Genomic DNA, 22,455 nt, shown 5'->3' with positions numbered 1-22,455 from the left:
CAATTTTGATAGTCTTTTTTTGTTGTATGGATTGAATTATATAATGTATTGCAAATAGAAATAATAGAAGTAATGCGGAAAGGCGGTGGGGGGAAATGAAATATCCAGACCATTTAGTAAAACAAGTGCAAGAGCGCAGTGCTCCTTATCAACTAGAAGGTTTTTTAAGTGGACAAGGTCCTGAAAATCCCAAATTTATGTTGTTAGGAGAAGCGCCTGGTGAAACAGAAATTCATAATGGGATTCCGTTTAGCGGGAGGGCGGGAAAACAATTAATGGATTTTTTAGAGCGTATTGATGTTACAAGGGAAGAAGTATATATTACGAGCGCTGTTCGAAGTAGACCTTATAAATGGCGAGAGAAAAAAGAAAGAAATGGTGAAATCATACAAAAAAAGTATAATAGAACGCCAAATCAGGGAGAAATAGTTGCCCATGCGCCTTTGTTAGATTATGAATTAGAGAAAATACATCCGAAGCTTATCGTCACGCTTGGAAATATCGGTCTTCAACGTTTAACAGGAAAAAATAAAAAAATCACAGATGTACACGGGCAATTATTAAAACAGCCCATTCAAAAATTAAAGGATATGCAAAGTGCAGAGTTTACATGGTCAGAGAAAGAATATCATGTTTTTCCGACTTTTCATCCAGCTTCCATTTTTTATAATCGGAGTTTATTGGAGCTTATTCATGAGGATTTTGAGAAGCTTAAAAGACTTGTAATAAAAAACTAGAAAAGCTAAGGCGCTTTTCTAGTTACATTTAATTATGTAAAGGGTTTTTATTTTCATCTAACGTAAATCCTTCACCAACTACATCATGTACATCACTTACAGCGACAAAAGCATGAGGATCTACAGAAGTAATGATATTCTTTAATTTCACGATTTCATTTTTAGCAACAACGCAATACAATACGTTACGTTCCACTTTTGTATACGATCCAACAGCTTTTAAAAAGGTTGCTCCGCGCTCCATTTCAGATAAAATTTTGGCAGCAATTTCATCGTTTTTCTCTGAGATAATAGTCGCTCCTTTGGCAGCATAAGCTCCTTCTTGCATAAAATCAATGACTTTAGCACCGATAAAAACAGCAACTAGCGTATACATGCCCTCGCGGTATGATAAATAGGTAAGAATAGAGACTACGATAACGACAGCATCAAACATAAACATTGTTTTCCCCATACTCCAGCCAACATATTTGTGAGCTAGTCGTGCGATAATATCTACACCGCCAGTAGTCCCGCCATATTTAAATATTATTCCAAGGCCGATACCGATAAATGCCCCGGCGAATAAAGCTGCGAGTGTCATATCATTTTGCAAGTTTAAATGTAAGTTGAGTACTTCGTAACGCTGGAAAATCCATAGAAATAAAGATACGCTAAAGGTGCCAATTAATGTATATAAAAATGTCGTTCTGCCAAGTAACCTCCAACCAATAAAAAATATAGGGATATTTAAAATTAAGTTTGAGTAGGAAGGATCAAACTTAAATAAAAAATACAATAATAGTGTAATACCAGTAAACCCACCCTCTGCAAGGTGGTTTTCAATATTGATATTGACAATACCGAAAGAAAATATAGCGGAACCGATTAAAATAAAAATAATATTTCGCATCTTCAATTTTGATGTCATATAGAAATCCCCCTAATTATGTAATGATTGCATTGCTCCGCTGAAACAGTAAAACATAATAATAAGTAATTTCTAGTTGCTAGTGAAAATAGTAAGAACTTGATTGATGTGGGCTGATCTTTTGTGAAAAGCACAAAAGAAGGTTTCACTTTATCCCGCTCTAACGGCTGATAGGAGATGAAGCAAAGAAGAGGGGCAAACCAGCCGTAGGAACTCGATTAGTTCAACTAATCTTTTGCAAAAAGCGCAAAAGAAGTTTCACTTTACCCCGTACCAACGGCTGGTAGGAGATAAAGCTCTGAAGAAAGGCGAACCAGCCGTAGGAACCCGATTAGTTCAACTAATCTTTTGCAAAAAAACGCAAAAGAAGTTTCACTTTATTATAGTCTATCCAAAAATGGGTCGCAAATAGGTGTTTGGCGGGGAATAATATTTGTCAAATCGCGATGAATTGGCTAACATGAAAGAGGAAGGATTAGAGGTGAATAGTATGGAAGCAAAAACGATGAAAGATATGCAGAAAGAAGTAGATGCATATATTGGTCAGTTTAAAGAAGGTTATTTCAGTCCGCTTGCAATGATGGCTCGTTTAACGGAAGAAATGGGAGAGCTTGCAAGAGAGGTAAATCATTATTATGGTGAGAAACCGAAGAAAACAACTGAAAAAGAAAGAAGTATTGAAGAAGAGCTTGGAGATGTATTATTTGTTATGATTTGTATGGCAAATAGTTTAAATATTGATTTAGAGACAGCACATAACATTGTAATGAATAAATTTAATACACGTGATAAAGATCGCTGGACACGTATTGATGAGGGAGAGAAAGAATAATGAAAGAAATTAAAGTAATTATCGCCGGACCAAGAGGACGTATGGGACATGAAGCAGTTCTTCTTATGGAAAGAACGGAACATTTTAATTTAGTAGCAGCAGTGGATTATAAGCATGGTGGTGAGAAGATTTCTGATTTACCTGGCATGCCAGCATCACATGCACCGATTTACGCTGATTTACATACTTGTTTAGATGAAGTAGAAGCAGATGTGTTGTTAGATTTAACAACACCAGAAGTGGGGAAACAACACGTTACACTTGCAGTTGAGCGTGGACTTCGTTCGGTTATTGGTACAACTGGATTTACAGAAGAAGAATTGGCACGTTTAACAGAGAATGCAAAAGAAAAAGCAGTAGGAACAATTATTGCTCCAAACTTTGCAATTGGTGCAGTTCTTATGATGAAATTCTCACAAATGGCAGCGAAATATTTCCAAGATGTTGAGGTAATTGAATTACATCATGATCAAAAATTAGACGCACCATCTGGTACAGCTGTAAAAACGGTAGAGTTAATTCGTCAAAATCGTGAATCAAAGCAGCAAGGTCATCCAAAAGAAGTAGAGCAACTAGCAGGTGCACGTGGTGCAAATGTAGACGGTATTCACATTCATAGTGTACGTTTGCCAGGGCTTATTGCACACCAAGAAGTAATGTTCGGTGGAGATGGACAAATGTTAACAGTTCGTCATGATTCATTCAATCGTGCATCATTTATGTCAGGTGTAAAACTATCAATTGAGACAGTAATGAACCTTGATCATCTTGTGTACGGTTTAGAAAATATTATCGACTAAAGGGGAGACAACGGATGAAAATTGCCTTAATCGCACATGACAAAAAGAAAAATGATATGGTTTCGTTTGCATACGCATATAAACCAATTTTTGAACAACATGAATTATTTGCAACAGGAACGACAGGGCTTCGTATTATGGAAGCGACTGGATTAGTTGTAACAAGATATCAATCTGGCCCTCTTGGTGGAGATCAAGAAATTGGTGCAATGATTGCAAAGAACGATTTAGATATGGTGATTTTCTTCCGCGATCCATTAACAGCACAGCCGCATGAACCGGATGTGAATGCATTGCTTCGTTTATGTGATGTATATGCGATTCCACTTGCAACGAATATGGCAAGTGCTGAAATGTTAATGCACGCATTAGAGCGAGGAGATTTAGATTATCGTAAGTTAAGAAAATGAGGGGAACAATTATGAGTGGATTACATATATTAGCGTTTGGTGCTCATGCCGATGATGTTGAAATCGGCATGGCTGGTACCATCGCTAAATATACAAAGCAAGGGTATGAAGTAGGTATTTGTGATTTAACAGAAGCTGATCTTTCTTCAAATGGAACGATAGAGTTGAGAAAAGAAGAAGCGAAGGTTGCAGCTCGTATAATGGGAGTAAAAACGAGGCTGAATTTAGCGATGCCAGACCGTGGTTTGTATATGAAAGAAGAGTATATACGTGAAATTGTCAAGGTGATCCGTACATATAAACCAAAACTAGTTTTTGCACCGTACTATGAAGATCGCCATCCAGATCATGCAAATTGTGCAAAGCTTGTGGAAGAGGCTATTTTTTCAGCAGGAATCCGTAAATATATGCCGGAACTTTCACCACATCGTGTGGAGTCTTTTTATAATTATATGATTAATGGTTTTCATAAACCGAATTTTTGTATAGATATAAGTGAGTACCTCTCTATAAAGGTGGAAGCATTAGAAGCGTATGAAAGTCAGTTTTCAACAGGGAGCGATGGTGTTAAGACACCGTTAACAGAAGGTTACGTTGAAACTGTAATCGCTCGTGAGAAGATGTTTGGAAAAGAAGTTGGAGTCTTGTATGCCGAGGGATTTATGAGTAAGAAACCGGTTTTATTACATGCTGATTTATTAGGGGGATGTAAATGAAATTAAAAATAGGTATTACATGTTATCCTTCTGTAGGTGGTTCTGGAGTTGTTGGAACAGAATTAGGAAAGCAATTGGCGGAACGTGGGCATGAAATTCACTTTATTACATCGGGTTTACCATTCCGGTTAAATAAAGTATATCCAAACATTTATTTTCATGAAGTGACGGTAAATCAATACTCTGTATTTCAATATCCACCATACGATTTAGCGTTAGCAAGTAAAATGGCCGAGGTTGCACAAAGAGAAAACTTAGACATTTTACATGTGCATTACGCAATACCACATGCAATTTGTGCATATTTAGCAAAACAAATGATCGGAGAGCGTATTAAAATTGTTACAACCTTACATGGAACAGATATTACTGTGTTAGGTTCCGACCCTTCGTTAAATAATTTAATTCGTTTTGGTATTGAGCAATCGGATGTTGTCACTGCTGTCTCGCATTCATTAATTAACGAAACACATGAGCTTGTAAAACCAAGTAAAGAAATTCAAACGGTATATAACTTTATAGACGAACGTGTATATTTCAAGCGTAATATGTCTCAATTAAAGAAAGAATACGGTATAAGTGAGAGTGAAAAAGTACTTATTCATATTTCGAATTTCCGTAAAGTGAAACGTGTGCAGGATGTTGTTCAGGCATTTGCTAAAATTGTTAAAGAAGTAGATGCGAAGTTGCTTCTTGTTGGAGACGGACCAGAATTCTGTACGATTTTACAGATAGTGAAGAATTTACATATTGAAGATCGCGTTTTATTCCTAGGGAAGCAAGATAATGTTGCAGAACTACTTGCGATGAGTGATTTAATGTTGCTTCTATCAGAGAAGGAAAGTTTTGGTCTTGTTTTATTAGAAGCAATGGCGTGTGGTGTACCTTGTATCGGAACGCGGGTTGGAGGTATTCCAGAGGTTATTCAACACGGGGAAACAGGATATTTATGTGAAGTTGGCGATACAACAGGAGTGGCAAATCAAGCTATTCAGCTATTAAAGGACGAGGAACTTCACCGTAATATGGGAGAACGAGCAAGAGAAAGTGTTTATGAGCAATTTCGCTCAGAAAAAATTGTTTCACAATATGAAACGATTTACTATGACGTACTAAGGGATGACAAAAATGGAAATATTTAAAAAAGCTAGTTCTATTATTGAGACATTAAAGCAACAAGGACATGAGGCTTACTTTGTTGGTGGGAGCGTACGAGATCTTATTATCGATAGGCCGATTGGAGATATTGATATTGCGACATCTGCTCTACCAGAAGAAGTGATGGCTATATTCCCAAGAAATGTTCCTGTTGGTCTTGAGCATGGAACTGTAATTGTTGTAGAAAATGGTGAGCCTTATGAGGTAACTACTTTTCGAACAGAAAGCGAATATGAAGATTTTCGAAGACCTAGTAGTGTTCAATTTGTTCGTTCATTAGAAGAGGATTTAAAACGTCGTGATTTCACGATGAATGCAATTGCTATGACAGAAGAAGGCAAAATGGTTGATTTATTTGCTGGACAGGAAGCCATTCAACAGAGAGAAATTGTGACAGTTGGAAATGCTGCGGATCGTTTTCAAGAAGATGCCCTGCGAATGATGCGTGGTATTCGGTTTGTAAGCACGTTAGGTTTTTCATTAGAAATGAAAACGAAGCAAGCGATTGAAACGCATGGGCATTTGCTAGAACATATAGCAATTGAGCGTATTACAGTAGAGTTTGAGAAACTGTTAACTGGTACATATTGTGTGAAAGGTCTCAAAGAATTAGTAGAGACGAAGCTATTTTCTCATTTGCCATATTTACAAATGTCAGAAGAGAGACTGTTAAAAGCTACGCAGTATAAATGGGATTCTTTCGAAACGGATATTGAGGCGTGGGCATTTTTCTTATATTGTATCGGAGAAGAACATCCATCTGTCTTTTTACGTCAATGGAAGTTTTCGAATAAAAAAATAAAAGATATTGTTGCAGTTTTATTGGCAATTCGTACTAGAAAGGAGAAGGATTGGGATACAGTCCTTCTTTATAAAACGGGAATTCATATCGCTGAAATGGCAGAGAGAGTATATGAAGCGATGATTGAAAGCTATGACCCTACATCTGTTGAACGAGTACAATTAATGTTTCATGCATTGCCAATCCAGGAACGTCAAGAAATGAATGTGACTGGTAATGATTTATTAAACTGGGCAAACAAAAAGCCTGGTCCGTGGGTTGCTGAAATGCTTCAGAAAATCGAAGAAGCAATCGTACAAGGAAACGTAGTTAATGAGAAAGAGCGTATAAGGGAGTGGCTGCAAGCATGCAATCTACTATAAGAAAGCAGTTATTGCAAGTTTTTTCTGAAGCGGATGGCGAGTTTGTATCCGGCCAAACAATTAGTGATAAACTTGGTTGTTCAAGAACTGCTGTGTGGAAACATATGGAGGATCTGCGGAGTGAGGGATATGAACTTGAAGCTGTGCGCCGATTAGGTTACCGAATTGCAAGTAAGCCAGACAAAGTGACTGCTAATGAAATTCAGTTAGGGCTACAAACGAAGCGGATTGGTAGAACAGTGTATTTTGAAGAAACTGTTGAATCAACGCAGCACATTGCAGCAAAACTTGCTTATGAAGGTGCAGAAGAAGGAACTGTCGTTGTAGCAGAAGAACAAACAGCGGGAAGAGGTCGTTTAAGCAGAAAATGGCATTCACCAAAAGGAACAGGGATTTGGATGAGTATTATTTTACGCCCGTCAATCCCAGTTCATCATGCACCGCAACTTACTTTGTTAGCGGCTGTTAGTGTTGCACAGGCAATTGAAAAATGTACAGGTGTAAACGTAGGAATAAAATGGCCAAATGATATTTTAATTCAAGGTAAAAAGGCTGTAGGTATATTAACAGAAATGCAAGCGGATCCTGATAAAATTAATGCTGTCATTATGGGCATCGGTATTAATGCGAATCAAAAGCAAGAACATTTTGATGAAGAAATTCAGCACATCGCTACTTCATTAGCGATTGAATCAGGTAAGCCGATTGTTCGTGCAGAACTTATGCAACAAATCTATTTACAACTAGAAAAATTATATGAAGAATATTTACAAAATGGTTTCTCTGTCATTAAAATTCTTTGGGAAAGTTACGCTGTGAGCATCGGGAAAGAAATTACCGCTCGAACGATGAGAGAGACAATTACGGGGTTAGCAAAAGGAATCACAGAGGATGGTGTATTACTTCTGGAGGATCATGAGGGGAAAGTACATCATATTCATTCTGCAGATATCGAAATTAAGTAAAAGAAGTTCCTCTTTTGGAACTTCTTTTTATTTCAATAGTTTTGAGTTGAATTTGTAACATGATAATAAATTCTTTTCATATTTAAAGTTCATTTCAAAATAGCTTCCGTCGAGTTGACCTGGCATGTTATTTGACGATTACTTTGCCTGTCATTCCTTTAAGAAGATGGTATCGACATATTAATTCATATGTACCAGTATTTTTAGGTTTCACGGTAATATTCTTTTCTTTTCCTGACTGGACTACGACGTCAATACCGAGTTTTTTCACTGTAAAGGTGTGCTCGTTTTTACCTTTATTTTTCAATAGTAATGTTGTTGATCCTTCAAGCGGAATCGTGATGACATTTGGATTAAAGTAATCATCATTTAGTTCAACCTCAATCACTTTCGTTAAATCGGTGGGTTGTGTTACGACATGAACTGAGGCAAATACTTGGGAGGATCCTAAAGACATCCACCATACAATCATTACAAGCAAACTGCTGAATCGAAATAACCACCTGTTCATAGACATCTGCAATTCTCCTTTGTTAAGTACTTTCCTCAATTAACCTGCATCATTAGTTTAAGAGTTATACTATATAGTTAAATTGATTACAGAAAAAATTAACTTGGACTTTTTTAACATGCGTTGAAAAAACATGTATCTTTTCAGGATTGAATTATCCATAAAAACTGTATAGCATATATACTCTCGTGTTAAATTTCATATACCGTAATAAGAATAAAAAATTATTTTTTCGAAAAAATGTAGTAATTCCTTTTTGTAGTTTGCTATAATTAGTTCGAATGTGGGCAGTATCAGAGCGAACTGCACCATGATTCGAAGTCATACGAAAAATAATAACTTGGATTCTGCCTTGATCCAATAACGGACTGGGACAGAGGGATGAATAATGCCGACTAACACACAACCCTTCTGCCCTTTTATGGCCAGAGGGGTTTTTTTATATGATTTCGGCCATCTCCTCTCTCCTGCATAAAGGAGGAGTAGTTTTTGAAAACAAAAACAGATTTTTTGAAGATGAAAGAGCAAGGTGAGCCGATTACAATGCTAACGGCGTATGATTATCCATCTGCTAAATTAGCAGAAGAAGCTGAAGTTGATATGATTCTAGTTGGAGATTCTCTTGGAATGGTTGTACTCGGATACGATTCAACAGTACCTGTAACAGTAGAGGATATGATTCATCATACGAAAGCTGTACGCCGCGGAGCGAAAGAGACGTTTATTGTAACTGATATGCCATTTATGTCGTATCACGTATCATTACAAGAAACGATGGTGAATGCACGCCGCATCGTTCAAGAGAGCGGGGCACACGCACTGAAGGTAGAAGGTGCTGGAGAAGTTATATCGACGATTCAATATTTGACGAACGCAGGAATTCCTGTTGTAGCGCATTTAGGTTTAACCCCTCAATCTGTAGGAGTGTTGGGTGGATATAAAGTGCAAGGAAAAGATGCGGAGAGTGCAAAAAAATTAATAGAAGATGCAAAGAAATGTGAAGAAGCTGGTGCAATAGCGCTTGTGTTAGAATGTGTACCAATGCAGTTAGCAGAACTTATTTCAGAGCAACTAACAATACCGACAATTGGGATTGGCGCAGGACAAAAAGTAGATGGGCAAGTGCTTGTTTATCATGATCTTATCTCATACGGCGTAAATCGTGTTCCGAAATTTGTGAAGCAATATACGTCTGTTCAAGAGGAGATTGTGCGTGGGATTTCACAATATGTTACTGAAGTAAAGACAAGGCAATTTCCTGAAGAAAAACATTCGTTCACAATGAAAGAGGAAGAATGCTTAGCGTTATATGGAGGAAAACAATAATGAAAATCGTAACTACAGTGCAAGAGATGCAGCAAATTACGAGCGAACTTCGTGCAAGTGGAAAGAGTATTGGTTTTGTTCCAACGATGGGTTATTTACATGAAGGCCATGCTACTTTATTACGTAAGGCAAGAGAAGAAAATGAAACTGTAGTTTTAAGTGTATTTGTAAACCCACTACAATTTGGCCCAAATGAAGATTTAGATCGATATCCTCGTGATATTGATAGAGATGAAAATGTAGCAAAAGAAAACGGTGTAGATTATTTATTTTATCCGAGTGTAGAAGAAATGTATCCAGCAGAACAAACAACAACGGTAGAAGTTGTGAAGCGCACGGACGTATTATGCGGTCAACAAAGACCTGGTCATTTTGCTGGTGTTGCAACTGTACTAATGAAACTATTTAATATTACGCTGCCAAAGCGTGCTTATTTCGGTATGAAAGATGCTCAACAAGTTGCAGTAATTGAAGGGTTTGTAACTGATTTCAATATTCCAGTTACAATCGTACCAGTTGATATTGTAAGGGAAGAAGATGGTTTAGCGAAAAGTTCTCGTAACGTGTACCTATCACAAGATGAACGTGAAGAAGCTCTTCATTTATACCGCAGCCTATGTATAGCGAAAGAAAGAATTGAGGCAGGTGAACGTAATCCCGAAATCATTACAAATCTTGTGAAAGAGTATATTGAGACGCATACGAAAGGCACTGTAGATTATGCGGATTTATATGCATATCCGTCATTAACAATGATAGAGAAAGTCGAAGGACGAATCATTTTAGCTATTGCAGTTAAGTTTGAAAATGTAAGATTAATTGACAATATAACATTAACGGTTAAATAAGGGGGAGCATCTATGTTTCGCACAATGATGAGAGCAAAGTTACATCGTGCAACTGTAACGGAGGCAAATTTAAATTATGTAGGTAGTATTACAATTGATGAAGACTTAATGGATGCAGTAAATATTGTAGAAAACGAAAAAGTCCAAATTGTAAATAATAATAATGGTGCTCGCTTAGAGACATACGTTATTAAAGGGGAACGCGGTAGTGGTGTTGTTTGTTTAAACGGTGCTGCGGCAAGGCTTGTACAACCAGGGGACAAAGTAATTATTATTTGTTATGGGCTAGTTACGGAAGAAGAGATTCATAAACAAGAACCAAAAATTGCAGTATTAGACGATAATAATCAAATTATTGAAATGTTAGGTGCTGAAAAAGCGGGTACGATATTATAAGTAGAAAGGCTATCTCCATTGCGGAGATAGCTTTTTTGTGCATCTTTTCATTAAGATGAGATAAAACGTGGTATAGTAACATTATATAAATTATTGTTGTTTGAAAGGTAAGAAATTGAGGTGTTACATATATGAGTAAGCGTTATGTCGTTGTTGATTTAGAGACGACAGGGAACTCCTGGAAAGATGGGAAGGATAAAATTACCCAAATTGCAGCTGTTGTAGTAGAAGATGGAGAGATATTGGAGATTTTTTCGTCTTTTGTTAACCCAAAGAGAGAGATCCCACCATTTATTACAGAATTAACAGGGATTGATGAAAGTCTTGTAAAACAAGCCCCGTTATTTCAAGATGTAGCCCCGATGATTGTTGAGCTATTACAAGGTGCGGCTTTCGTTGCGCATAATGTTCACTTTGATTGGAATTTTTTAAATGAAGAATTAAGGCAAGCTGGATATACAGAAATACATTGTCCGAAAATCGACACGGTTGAATTGGCTCAAATTCTTTTGCCGACAGCCGATAGTTATAAATTACGTGATTTAGCTAAGAAGCATGAACTAGAGCACGATCAACCACATCGTGCGGATAGTGATGCTCTTGCAACAGCGGAATTATTTTTACAATTTTTAAATGAAATTGAAAAGTTACCACTTGTCACGTTGCAATCGCTTTATGAATTAAGTGATGTGTTCCAAAGCGATATAGCTGATGTGCTTTCTGAAAATATTTTAAAGAAAGTAATGCACGGTAAAGAAGATATAGCGGAGTATGAAATACATCGAAATATTGCGCTGAAAAAGCGGAACTATTCCTTAAACCTTGGAGAAACGTGTTCATCAAAGTTTGATGCTTTCTTGAATAAAACGATGGATAAATTGGAATCACATATGCCAAAGTTTGAAAGAAGAGAAAGTCAACAACTGATGATGAAAGAGATATATACGGCGTTAAGAGATTCTCGTTTTTCACTAATTGAAGCGGGTACAGGAACAGGAAAGACTCTTGCTTATTTGCTTCCTAGTCTTTATTTTGCAAAGAGAAAAGAAGAACCTGTCATTATAAGTACACAAACGGTACAACTCCAACAACAAATATTAGAAAAAGAAATTCCGTTATTACAAAAAATAATGCCATTTTCATTTGAGGCAGCTCTTCTAAAAGGAAGAAAGCATTATTTATGCTTACATAAATTTGAGTATGCTTTGCAAGAGGAAGAAAAAAATTATGATATGGCACTTACGAAGGCGAAGATTTTAGTTTGGCTATTGCAAACTGAAACAGGTGATCGAGACGAATTAAATATTCCTGAGGGCGGAAAGTTACTTTGGAATCGTATTTGTAGCGATGCGTATAGTCCAGGCGGTATGCAAAGTAATTGGTTTAGTCGTTGTTTTTATCAGCGAGCGAAGAATAAAGCTTTATTTGCAGATATCGTTATTACAAATCATGCGTTATTATTTCAAGATTTTTCAAGTGAAGAACCGTTGTTTGCTTCATGCGAACATATTATTTTTGATGAAGCTCACCATATTGAAGAAGCTGCGAGTAGAACATTGGGTGAACAGTTCTCTTGTATGTATTTTCAATTGGTTATATCTCGTCTTGGGACGCTAGAAACAGAAGATGTACTCTCCAAAGTATATAAAATGATGAAAAAATCAGAGCAAGCATCTCGTTCAACTTTCCGTATGATAAGTTATAGTTTGAAGGAACTTAAGTTTGATGCGGATGAACTCTTCCAAATGTTACGTACTTTTATATTTAAACAAACAAAGCAAGAGCAAGGAACGAATAATATGCCGCTCATCTATAGGTATAACGCAGAACTAGAAAAAGGTAAGTTGTGGGATAGTATCGTCGAATTAACAAATCGTTTTATATATGAATTAAGAAGGGTAGTAACTGCTCTTGAGAAGCAAGTGGATATATTGCAAAGTAAGTTAGAATGGGAGATGCATGTTGTAACAGGTGAATTTATGCATTTAATTGAGTTGCTGAGAAAGATGGCAGAATCATTACAGTTACTCGTATTAGAAAAGAATTCGTATGTAACTTGGATGGAGACTGAAACGAAAGGGACGATTCATTCAACAGTTCTATACGCACAGCCTGTCCATATTGGTGAAAGATTTGCTGATGAATTTTTAACAGAAAAAAAGAGTGTTATTTTTACATCCGCAACACTAACAGTTAACGATACGTTTGATTATATAAAAGAGGAACTTGGTTTACATGATTTCGCTCCAAATACATTAAAGGTTCCGTCACCATTTCGTTATGATGAACAGATGAAATTAATGGTTTCAACGGATGTACCTTTTATTAAGCAAGTAAGTAATGAGCGATATATTGAATCTGTATCGGAACATATTGCAAAGATAGCAAAAGCCACAAAAGGCAGAATGCTCGTTTTATTCACTTCGTATGAAATGTTAAAAGAAGCGTATGCGAATTTAAAAAATAATGATGAATTAGAGGGTTATTTATTACTCACCCAAAGTGTGAATAATAGAAGTCGAAGCCGCTTAATTCGAAAGTTTCAAGAGTTCGACAAATCAATTTTATTAGGGACGAGCAGTTTCTGGGAAGGAATAGATATTCCTGGAGATGCCTTAAGTTGTCTTGTTATAGTCCGTCTACCATTTACACCACCTCATCAGCCGATGATGGAAGCGAAAGGTGAGTGGCTAAAAAATCAAGGTGAAGATGTATTCGCTAAATTAGCGCTCCCACAAGCAATATTACGTTTCAAACAAGGATTCGGCCGCTTAATTCGAACGAATACAGATACAGGAACGGTAGTAGTGTTAGATCGTCGTTTGACGAGTTCTTCCTATGGAAAACGATTTCTACAATCGATTCCTAACGTACCTCTTTATGAAGGACCATTAGAAGAATTGTTAGTACAATTAGAAGAACCATCAAATGAATAAAAATGGAAGAAAAATACGCCTGAAGTACTTATAAACTTCAGGCGTAAAAAATGTGGGTAGGAGGAATTTTATTTTTCTTACTTCTTGTATACAAAATGTGTTGGTTTTCGACTTGAAACCTTTTTTTGCTGTACATGTCCTGCTATAATAGATGGGTGATGAAGCAGGGGTTGTAAAGAATGTACTCTTATTGTAACCGCATTGCGTTCTTCTATAATTAGAAATTTTTGTGTAACGGAGGAGTTTTTTCATGGATAAGAAAATCGAAGTACTATCAACGACGCGTATTAAATATTCGTCGGATTTGTATAAAATTGTTGATAGTTTAAATCGTACGTTAAAAGAGCAGGACCTCATGTTCGGACTAGCATTAGACGAAAAAGATAAAGAAACAGCTGTATTTACGATTTACAGAACGTAGTGATACAATGAAAAAGTGGATCTTTGCAATCATTATTGTTATCGTTGCTAGCGGAATATATGGGGCGTATGTTTATAATAAAGCGATGGGAAAGAAAATTCCAAAAGAGTCGAAATTTGTAGAAATTGCTAAAGAAAAAGCAAAGCTTACAAAGGTGAAATCTGTTGATTATTACAACGGAAAATCTGCATATATAGTCGTGCAAGGTACAGATGAAAAGGGAGAACAACTTATCGTTTGGGTGCCTGAGAAAAAAGGGGATACTGTAGTAAGGAAAAAGAGCGAAGGTATTTCTGAAAAAGAGGCTATACAAAGAACAATAGAGCAAGTCGGCAATGAAAGTAAGGAATCAAAAAGTAAGCCGAAAGAGATTATGAAAGTGAAATTAGGCTTTGAAAATGATGTACCACTATGGGAAGTTACATATATTGATGATGACAATCGTTATAGTTATTACTATCTTGAATTTAAAGATGGAAAATTTTTAAGACGATATAGCATTGAAAAATAGATGTAGGGGGAACTACAAATGAAATTAGCAAAGCGAGTAGCTGCTTTAACACCGTCTTCAACTTTAGAAATTACAGCAAAGGCACAAGCATTAAAAGCAGAGGGTCATGATGTAATTGGATTAGGGGCAGGGGAACCTGACTTTAATACACCAGAGCATATTATGGATGCTGCACATAAAGCGATGTTAGAAGGGCATACGAAGTATACACCAACAGGTGGATTACAATCGTTAAAACAAGAAATTGTGAAGAAATTTACTCGCGATCAAGGTATTGCGTATGATCCATCTGAAATTATTGTATGTAATGGTGCAAAGCATGCATTATATACATTATTCCAAGTATTACTTGATGAGGGAGATGAAGTTATCATCCCAACTCCTTACTGGGTAAGCTATCCAGAGCAAGTAAAGCTTGCTGGCGGTAAGCCGGTTTATGTAGAAGGTTTAGAAGACAATGAGTACAAAATTACAGCAAAGCAGCTGCGTGAGGCAATTACAGAGAAAACGAAAGCAGTTATTATTAATTCACCGAGCAATCCAACAGGAATGATTTATAGCAAAGAAGAATTACAACAGCTTGGAGAAGTATGTTTAGAACATGATATTTTAATCGTTTCTGATGAAATTTATGAAAAATTAATTTATGGTGGCGTAGAATATACTTCAATTGCCCAGCTTTCTAATGCATTAAAAGAACAAACACTTATTATTAATGGTGTATCTAAATCTCATTCTATGACAGGATGGCGTATTGGATATGCTGCAGGAAATAAGCAGCTTATTAAAGCAATGACGAATTTAGCGAGTCATAGTACGTCAAACCCTACTTCAATCGCTCAATACGGCGCAATTGCGGCATATGCAGGCTCACAAGAACCTGTGGAAACAATGCGTCAAGCCTTTGAAGAGAGATTAAACATCATTTATGATAAATTAATTCAAATCCCTGGCTTTACTTGTATTAAACCGCAAGGGGCATTTTACTTATTCCCTAACGTAAAAGAAGCTGTAGCTTTATCAGGATATGCAACAGTTGATGATTGGGCAAAAGCTCTATTAGAAGAGGAAAAAGTGGCTCTTGTACCAGGTACAGGATTTGGTGCTCCAAATAATGTTCGTTTATCATATGCGACATCTCTTGAACAAGTAGAGAAAGCATTAGAGCGCATCCATACATTTATGAAAAGTAAAGTGCAAGCTTAATTTTATATTTCATTCATGTAATATAAAAAACCTCCCTATTAATGGGGAGGTTTTTTTGACGGATTGTGGCAAAAAGAAATAGCTAAAGGTGTGTTATACTAGAGAGCGAGGTGTTTGGTGATGAAAAAGAAAATGATGTTACAGTGGTTTGAGCAGGGAAGCATTGCAATTCCAAAATTGCTTATGATGCATTATAAAAAATTAGGTTTAAATGAGACGGAATTTATGGTTGTACTTCATGTACACACATTTTTAGAATCAGGTAATTCGTTTCCGACTCCTTCAGAGATTTCTGAACGGATGACGATAACGGAAATGAAATGTATGGAAGTAATTCAGACGTTGATTCAAAAAGGTTTTTTATCACTAGAAGGTGGACAAAGATCAGAAGCGATGATGTGCGAAAGTTATTCTTTACAACCGTTATGGGAAAAAATATTACATTTCTTAATGGATGAATCAATAGAGGAAGAGCAAAAAGAAAAAAAACAGCTACAAGTAAATTTATATACAGTATTTGAAAAAGAATTTGGAAGACCACTTTCGCCGTTCGAATGTGAAACGTTAGGGATGTGGGAGGACCAAGATCAACATCATCCAAATTTAATTCAAGCGGCTCTTAGAGAAGCTGTAATGAGTGGAAAACTAAATTTCCGATATATTGATCGTATTTTATTTGAGTGGAAAAAGAATGGAATTAAAACGGTAGATCAGGCTCAAAATCAAGGTCAAAAATTTAGAGCGAATCAACAAAGGGCACAACAAATGACAAAACAAGAGACGAAATTTACTGGAAAAGTGCCTTTTTATAATTGGTTGGAGCAGTAATATAGGAGGAAAAATATGCTTAACAAAACGCAAATCCGTTATTGTTTAGACACAATGGCGGATATGTATCCAGAAGCACATTGTGAATTGATTCATGATAATCCATTTGAACTTGTAATCGCGGTGGCGTTATCTGCACAATGTACGGATGTACTTGTAAATAAAGTGACAAGAAATTTATTTCAAAAATATAAAACACCAGAAGATTATTTAAGTGTTTCTCTAGAAGAATTACAACAAGATATACGCTCTATCGGATTGTATAGAAATAAAGCAAAAAACATTCAAAAATTATGCCGAATGTTATTAGATGACTATAATGGAGAAGTACCGAACGATCGAGATGAACTTACGAAATTACCAGGTGTAGGAAGGAAAACAGCGAATGTTGTAGTTTCCGTAGCGTTTGGAATTCCGGCAATTGCTGTTGATACACATGTGGAGCGAGTGAGTAAACGATTAGCTATGTGTAGATGGAAAGACTCTGTGTTAGAAGTAGAAAAAACATTAATGAAGAAAGTACCAATGGATGAGTGGGGAGTTACACATCATCGTATGATTTTCTTTGGACGTTATCATTGTAAAGCACAACGACCGCAATGTGAGGAATGCAGACTGTTAGAAGTATGTCGTGAAGGAAAGAAGCGAATGAAGGTGAAATAAAGGATGGAACGAGTTATAGAAATACCGAAAGAATTTCACTGTTTACCATTTTTTAAAGAAAGTGTAAATTTAATTAAGTATCATACAGACAATTCTTTTGAAGAGATAATACAAAATACTTACTTTATATTTGATATTGAAAGACAGTATGAGCCATGGAAGGAAATTGAAAACAGCATTCCAGCGATGTTGAATGTATGGAAAAATAAGCATGAAGACATTGCTATACTGTTTCGAAATAGAAATAAGCAAGAGGCTGAGGGACCAATGATTCTTTTTGCAGCTCACTTGTTATCGGTTGTCTATTGGCTAAATGAACAACCTGTTCATAGTTTGAATGAAATGCAAATAAATACGAATAAATTAAAAGTGCAACCTGTTAATTTTATGGAAAGATATTCATTCATTATAAAGAAACCGAGTAATTATCATTCTTATATTCAATTAGCGCAGTTGTATATCGAAATAGAAAAGCTGTATGTAAAGAAAATGATAACAAAAAAGAAGTCCGCTTCTCGTTAAGAGAAACGGACTTCTTTTTTTGTATATTAGGACTCTGTTGTAACAACAGCACCGTCTGCGTGAGGTGTATCTCCTCCGGGATTTTGGTGTTGCTGTTCTTGTTGTTTCTTAGCCTCTTCTTCAGCTTTTTTCTTGGCCTCTTCTTCAGCTTTCTTCTTAGCTTCTTCTTCAGCTTTTTTCTTAGCTTCTTCTTCAGCTTTCCTTCTAGCTTCCTCATCAGCTTTCTTTTGAGCTTCTTCTTGCTGTTTACGTTGTTGTTCTTGCTGTTGCTGTTCTTGTTGTTTCTTAGCCTCTTCTTCAGCCTTTTTCTTAGCTTCGTCTTGTTTTACTTTATCTTCATTAGCCTTTTTCTGGGCTTCCTCATCAGCTTTTTTCTTAGCTTCTTCATCGGCCTTTTTCTTAGCCTCTTCTTCAGCTTTTTTTGCATCTGGAGTTCCGCCAGGCGCAGTGAAGGATGCACCAACTGCTGGGCTTGTGCCAGTACCTTTTTTCGCTACTACAGAGAAGCTGTAAGTAACACCTGGTTTAATACCACCAAGAGTAGCTGTCGTACCACTTATTGATAGGCTACCACTTGAACCGTCAGTTGCTTTATAGCTGGCTGCATATGCATCAACTTCTGCTGGTCCAGACCAGTTTAGTGTAACTGTGCTAGCGCCATCAAAAGTGACATTCAGACCACTAGGGGCATCTACTTTAATTTGTTTAATTGCATCTTTTTTCGCACCTTTTACGTATAACTCTCCGTTTATTTCTTGTACAGAAGAAGGACGTTCAAAGCGTGATTTATCTGTAGCGAATTTGCTCATCATTACTTGGAACATTTGCTGTGCAATTCTAGTGGAGCGATCGCTAACATAATTTTTTGGACCATCTTTTTCGTAACCGGTCCAAACAGCCATTGTGTATTGTGGCGTATATCCAGCAAACCAGCTATCTCTGTTTGCATCAGCTGGGATGTCATATTTTTGAAGAACTGATTCATCAAAGTTTTGTGTTCCTGTTTTACCTGCTACGTCAACACCTGAAACGTATGCTGTTGGACCTGTACCACCAGAACCAGGTTTTACTACGTCACGAAGAACGTCAGTAACCATATAAGCTGTATAGTCTTGCATTGCGCGATGTTCTTTCGGTTTAAAGCTTTTCTTTTTCCCGTCCGGGAAGGTTACTTCTTTTACGAAGTGTGGTTTATTATAGTTACCACTATTACCAAAGGTTGCATATGCACCTGCTACTTCTAATGGAGAACTATCGTTACTACCGATTGCTGTTGATTCGTAGACTTTTCCTTCTTTAAAGGTCATGCCTAAACCTTCAGCAAATTCTTTTGACTTATTAAGACCAACTGTTTGTGCTGTCTTTAAAGCTGGAATGTTTAATGACTTTTTCAAAGCTTCACGTAGTGAAACGTCACCTTTGTAACTCTTTGTTGCATTTTGTATTTTCTTACCATTGGAATACGTATACTCTGAGTCGTTTAATTGATGGTATGTAGACCATTGTAAATTTTCAATTGCCGGGCCGTAGTCGAAAATTGGTTTCATTGTTGAACCAACTTGGCGTTTTAAATCAGTTGCCATATTATGACCTTTGAAAGTAGACTTACTTTCTTTACGTCCAGCACCAATTGCTCGAACTTCTCCAGACTGTGTATCCATAAATACGAATGACCCTTGGAATTGATCGTCCGGATACTTAATAAGATTGCCATCCATAATTTTGTCGGCGTAATCTTGAGCATCTTGATCAAGTGTTGTATGAATCGTTAAACCATCTGAACCGATATTTACATCAGGATATTCTTTTTCAACTTCTTTTACAACCGCATCTAAAAATGCTTGATACTTCATCTCAGTTACTTCTGAAGACGGTTGAAGGCCCTCAGTTACTGGAATCTTAACGGCGTTATTCATTTCTTCTTTTGTTATATAACCATGTCGATTCATTAATGATAATACGACATTACGACGATTTGTTGCTCGTTCAACATTTTCCTTTTTTGTTGGATCATAAATGTTTGGACCTTGGGGTAAACCAGCGAGCATAGCAGCTTCATGTAATTGCAAGTCTTTTAAATCTTTACCATAATATTTTTGCGCTGCTGTCGCAATACCGTATGAACGGTTACCTAAATTAATCTTATTTAAGTACATTTCTAAAATCTCATGTTTAGAGTATTGTTGCTCTAATTTGTAAGATAAGTACCATTCTTGCACTTTTCTTTTAGCAGTTTTGTCCATCGTTAGAAAGTAGTTTTTAACGACTTGCTGTGTAATCGTACTACCACCTTGGGAACCGAAACCACCAGTGACATTTTCCATAACTGCTTTTGTAGTTCGTTTAAAATCAATTCCATTATGATCATAGAAACGCGAATCCTCAGTTGCAAGAAATGCATTTTCAACTACTTTTGGAATTTGATCATAAGTAACATGTGTTCGTTTTTCAGCACCGTATTCATAAAAGAAATTTCCGTTTTTATCGAGAAACTTTGTTGATAAAGGATTAACAAGTTTGGATTTGTCTAATTTTGGAGCGTCCTTTACCATAACAAAGAAAGCGGAAACGCCGGCTACAAGACCAACGATACCAAGAAGTAGACAACCTATAAGGAATTTCTTGAAAAAGGAGCCTTTTTTCTTTGGTTTTTCTTCTTTATGTGTTTTTTTCTCTTGATTTTTCACATGATTTCGTTCTGTACGAGAACGATAATTATCTGACATTATACTTTCTCCTACCTTTCATTCTCTCCCCCAAAAGTCGAAAAAAGAGCCTTAGTGATGACTCTATCACGAAAAATAAACCATGTCTAGTACACGGATATAGTCAATCCGAGGGTGATAACCGCATGATAATAAGGATCCATGCTCTTCTATTTCTTCTTTCGTAATCGACTTGCGTCCACCAGTATTTTGACGATTCCAAAATGCAATAATATGTTTTGCATCTAGTAAATAAAATTCATCAAAAAGTGTAAATTTAATAATAACAAATGCAATTCCATTATGAGCAACCACTTGCTTCATATGTTCAATTTGATGAAGGTGGAAGTTTTGAAGTGGGAAACTAGTTTTATTTTTGGTTTCCTTTGCTTCAAAATCGATGTATTTCCCTTTGTATACACCGTTGTAATCTGTTGTAGAAGGTTGTTTAAAATACGCTTCTTTTACCACTGCAGCACTTCGAGCGGGGTAATCTACTTTTACAATTTGAAGAGGTGTAGGCTTTTTATGTACACATGCAATATTATGGGTTAAGTAATATTGATTTGTTTCATTCAATTCCTCTTCAAGGGACATACCTCTATTACTATAAGTATGTGTTTTTATAGGTGTTTTTTGAGGTTGTGAAGCTTGATTATACCTTTTTCCATTTGGGTAACGAATGGTCATAGTGTGTCCACCCCCAACTTGCTAAGAATTACTTACAAAGGTGATTATATCAAAAAATGAAAAAAGATGTGACCTTTTTGATGAAAGGTATGATGACTTATTTATGTTTACATGGAATGATTATATGAAAATTAAACAAAATCGAGAAAAAAATTTTTGTATAGAGGAAGAAAAAGCAATCATTCACAATATTAAAAAGAAAACAGAAATAGCTAATGTGGACAATATTTCTCGGACACAATCTTATCAAGAATATTATTTAAGAAATAGTGAAATCAGGTGGGCCTTTTTAGCGAGTATGGTTTCGAGAAATGCGGGCTGGAATATGACTGATTTAGAAGGGAGATATTATGCTACTGTTTTACCTAGAACGGTAAAAAAACATTTATTTCTTCTGTACGAACAGGCTAATTGGATTATTTTTTTAGATGCATTTCCTCAGCTATTATTGTATGAGGAAAGTAAGAAGAGACATGCACCTCTCTTTCATTTGTTGCAATACTTCAATGTATCAATTTTTATGGAAAAAGAATGGTTACTTTTCTGGGAAAGAAGAGATATGAATAGACTTATGACAGCGCTTATTATAAATGAACAAAATAAAATTCAAAAACCAGTCATTGAGAACACATATTTTAAAAAACATGTATTCCATACTGCACTTTTTAAAGTACAAGAAAGACTTCATATTAGTGCAGTTATCTTCCCAACAATTGAAGGAAGAATGTATGGGTTTTCGGTTTATCAATTTGAAACGTTACAAAAGCGTATAGAACTAGGAAAAAAATTAGCATGGTTATTGTTTCATCCAATTTATAATGGTTCGTTTTATAAGTTTGCACTGCAAACTACACATACTGGGTCTAGAGAAGATTATGAAGTTTACGCAAAGGAAACTCGAAAGTCTTATACGCCAACACTTAGAGATATTTATCCTGTTATTTTACATGGAGAAATAAAAATGAGAGATTGGTTTTGTGCAAATATGAAAATGAATGTGCTATTTGTACTTGAAGAACCTAAAGGGGAAGTTAATATAACAGAATGGTATAGAAGAAAGAGAGAACAAATCTATAGGCTATCTATCGTAAACCGTTTTGCTAAAAGGATCGATGAGTTCATGATATAATAAAAAAGAAGTCCCGTCTTCCATTTTGAAGACGGGACTTCTTAATTTGAAAAAATCCTGCTATGCGTGCT

Annotated in this window: 23 protein-coding genes; 19 read left to right on the top strand and 4 right to left on the bottom strand. The window is 36.2% G+C overall.

All coding sequences use genetic code 11. The features are described from left to right. Positions 1 to 95: 95 nt before the first annotated feature. Positions 96 to 737, top strand: a complete 642-nt coding sequence (locus AU379_RS16045) for a uracil-DNA glycosylase (RefSeq protein WP_000876871.1) — start codon at positions 96 to 98, stop codon at positions 735 to 737. 28 nt (positions 738 to 765) lie between these two features. Here the strand turns inward: AU379_RS16045 and AU379_RS16040 are convergent, their stop codons facing one another. Next, positions 766 to 1,647, bottom strand: coding sequence for a YitT family protein (locus AU379_RS16040; RefSeq protein ID WP_000202121.1), 882 nt, complete (start codon positions 1,645 to 1,647; stop codon positions 766 to 768). A gap of 490 nt (positions 1,648 to 2,137) precedes the next feature. Here AU379_RS16040 and AU379_RS16035 point away from each other — a divergent pair, with 490 nt between their 5' ends. From AU379_RS16035 to AU379_RS16005, 7 genes are read left to right on the top strand one after another with little or no spacing between them, the layout of a single operon-like run. Then, entirely contained in the window at positions 2,138 to 2,479 is a 342-nt protein-coding gene (locus AU379_RS16035; protein WP_002108639.1) for a nucleotide pyrophosphohydrolase, read from the top strand. Next, positions 2,479 to 3,279, top strand: coding sequence for a dihydrodipicolinate reductase (gene dapB, locus AU379_RS16030; protein ID WP_061139489.1), 801 nt, complete (start codon positions 2,479 to 2,481; stop codon positions 3,277 to 3,279). Before AU379_RS16035 ends, dapB begins: the two co-directional genes overlap by 1 nt. Positions 3,280 to 3,293: 14 nt before the next feature. Next, positions 3,294 to 3,689: a methylglyoxal synthase gene (gene mgsA, locus AU379_RS16025; RefSeq protein ID WP_000684765.1), complete on the top strand. Its 396-nt coding sequence runs from the start codon at positions 3,294 to 3,296 to the stop codon at positions 3,687 to 3,689. An 11-nt stretch (positions 3,690 to 3,700) separates the two neighbouring features. Then, positions 3,701 to 4,405 carry a bacillithiol biosynthesis deacetylase BshB1 gene (gene bshB1 / locus AU379_RS16020; protein ID WP_000015673.1) on the top strand — a complete coding sequence of 235 codons (705 nt, stop codon included), beginning with the start codon at positions 3,701 to 3,703 and terminating at the stop codon, positions 4,403 to 4,405. After that, a complete protein-coding gene (bshA, locus tag AU379_RS16015; RefSeq protein ID WP_048657190.1) occupies positions 4,402 to 5,547 on the top strand; it encodes an N-acetyl-alpha-D-glucosaminyl L-malate synthase BshA in 1,146 nt (381 codons plus the stop codon). Before bshB1 ends, bshA begins: the two co-directional genes overlap by 4 nt. Continuing rightward, complete coding sequence (locus AU379_RS16010) at positions 5,534 to 6,727, top strand: CCA tRNA nucleotidyltransferase (RefSeq protein WP_061139488.1); 1,194 nt, start codon at positions 5,534 to 5,536, stop codon at positions 6,725 to 6,727. Before bshA ends, AU379_RS16010 begins: the two co-directional genes overlap by 14 nt. Continuing rightward, entirely contained in the window at positions 6,712 to 7,692 is a 981-nt protein-coding gene (locus AU379_RS16005) for a biotin--[acetyl-CoA-carboxylase] ligase (RefSeq protein WP_001192063.1), read from the top strand. Before AU379_RS16010 ends, AU379_RS16005 begins: the two co-directional genes overlap by 16 nt. A 127-nt stretch (positions 7,693 to 7,819) precedes the next feature. On the opposite strand, the gene AU379_RS16000 is transcribed toward AU379_RS16005, so the two are convergent. Further along, complete coding sequence (locus AU379_RS16000; RefSeq protein ID WP_000062393.1) at positions 7,820 to 8,209, bottom strand: cupredoxin domain-containing protein; 390 nt, start codon at positions 8,207 to 8,209, stop codon at positions 7,820 to 7,822. A 483-nt stretch (positions 8,210 to 8,692) separates the two neighbouring features. Between AU379_RS16000 and panB the strand changes: the two genes are divergently transcribed. From panB to AU379_RS15950, 10 genes are all read left to right on the top strand, one after another. Continuing rightward, entirely contained in the window at positions 8,693 to 9,529 is an 837-nt protein-coding gene (panB, locus tag AU379_RS15995) for a 3-methyl-2-oxobutanoate hydroxymethyltransferase (RefSeq protein WP_000851108.1), read from the top strand. Continuing rightward, positions 9,529 to 10,377 carry a pantoate--beta-alanine ligase gene (gene panC / locus AU379_RS15990; protein ID WP_061139487.1) on the top strand — a complete coding sequence of 283 codons (849 nt, stop codon included), beginning with the start codon at positions 9,529 to 9,531 and terminating at the stop codon, positions 10,375 to 10,377. The genes panB and panC overlap by 1 nt, the downstream gene beginning before the upstream one ends. Positions 10,378 to 10,389: 12 nt before the next feature. Beyond that, on the top strand, positions 10,390 to 10,773 hold the full coding sequence (gene panD / locus AU379_RS15985) for an aspartate 1-decarboxylase (protein ID WP_000490182.1): 384 nt from the start codon (positions 10,390 to 10,392) through the stop codon (positions 10,771 to 10,773). A 131-nt stretch (positions 10,774 to 10,904) separates the two neighbouring features. Next, positions 10,905 to 13,709, top strand: a complete 2,805-nt coding sequence (dinG, locus tag AU379_RS15980) for an ATP-dependent DNA helicase DinG (RefSeq protein ID WP_000044957.1) — start codon at positions 10,905 to 10,907, stop codon at positions 13,707 to 13,709. A 250-nt stretch (positions 13,710 to 13,959) separates the two neighbouring features. Beyond that, positions 13,960 to 14,130 (top strand): YpmA family protein, encoded by a 171-nt coding sequence (locus AU379_RS15975; RefSeq protein ID WP_000358352.1) that lies wholly within the window; start codon positions 13,960 to 13,962, stop codon positions 14,128 to 14,130. A 7-nt stretch (positions 14,131 to 14,137) separates the two neighbouring features. Further along, entirely contained in the window at positions 14,138 to 14,641 is a 504-nt protein-coding gene (locus tag AU379_RS15970; RefSeq protein WP_000758739.1) for a DUF5590 domain-containing protein, read from the top strand. 18 nt (positions 14,642 to 14,659) lie between these two features. Continuing rightward, positions 14,660 to 15,847, top strand: a complete 1,188-nt coding sequence (gene aspB / locus AU379_RS15965; RefSeq protein ID WP_000761571.1) for an aspartate transaminase AspB — start codon at positions 14,660 to 14,662, stop codon at positions 15,845 to 15,847. A 120-nt stretch (positions 15,848 to 15,967) separates the two neighbouring features. After that, positions 15,968 to 16,675, top strand: a complete 708-nt coding sequence (gene dnaD / locus AU379_RS15960) for a DNA replication protein DnaD (RefSeq protein WP_000728552.1) — start codon at positions 15,968 to 15,970, stop codon at positions 16,673 to 16,675. A gap of 15 nt (positions 16,676 to 16,690) precedes the next feature. After that, positions 16,691 to 17,338: an endonuclease III gene (nth, locus tag AU379_RS15955; RefSeq protein WP_061139486.1), complete on the top strand. Its 648-nt coding sequence runs from the start codon at positions 16,691 to 16,693 to the stop codon at positions 17,336 to 17,338. A 3-nt stretch (positions 17,339 to 17,341) separates the two neighbouring features. Then, positions 17,342 to 17,860 (top strand): YpoC family protein, encoded by a 519-nt coding sequence (locus AU379_RS15950; RefSeq protein ID WP_000442650.1) that lies wholly within the window; start codon positions 17,342 to 17,344, stop codon positions 17,858 to 17,860. 26 nt (positions 17,861 to 17,886) lie between these two features. Here the strand turns inward: AU379_RS15950 and AU379_RS15945 are convergent, their stop codons facing one another. Both AU379_RS15945 and recU read right to left on the bottom strand, forming a co-directional pair. Further along, on the bottom strand, positions 17,887 to 20,586 hold the full coding sequence (locus AU379_RS15945) for a PBP1A family penicillin-binding protein (RefSeq protein ID WP_001283099.1): 2,700 nt from the start codon (positions 20,584 to 20,586) through the stop codon (positions 17,887 to 17,889). A gap of 66 nt (positions 20,587 to 20,652) precedes the next feature. Continuing rightward, positions 20,653 to 21,255, bottom strand: coding sequence for a Holliday junction resolvase RecU (gene recU / locus AU379_RS15940; protein ID WP_000155598.1), 603 nt, complete (start codon positions 21,253 to 21,255; stop codon positions 20,653 to 20,655). 103 nt (positions 21,256 to 21,358) lie between these two features. Between recU and AU379_RS15935 the strand changes: the two genes are divergently transcribed. After that, entirely contained in the window at positions 21,359 to 22,384 is a 1,026-nt protein-coding gene (locus AU379_RS15935; RefSeq protein ID WP_000495651.1) for a DUF2515 domain-containing protein, read from the top strand. Positions 22,385 to 22,455 lie beyond the last annotated feature (71 nt).

The organism is Bacillus sp. JH7 (assembly GCF_001563515.1).
GTDB lineage: Bacteria > Bacillota > Bacilli > Bacillales > Bacillaceae_G > Bacillus_A > Bacillus_A cereus.
Note: the sequence above shows the minus strand (reverse complement) of the source record. Positions and strands in the feature narration are given on the sequence as shown.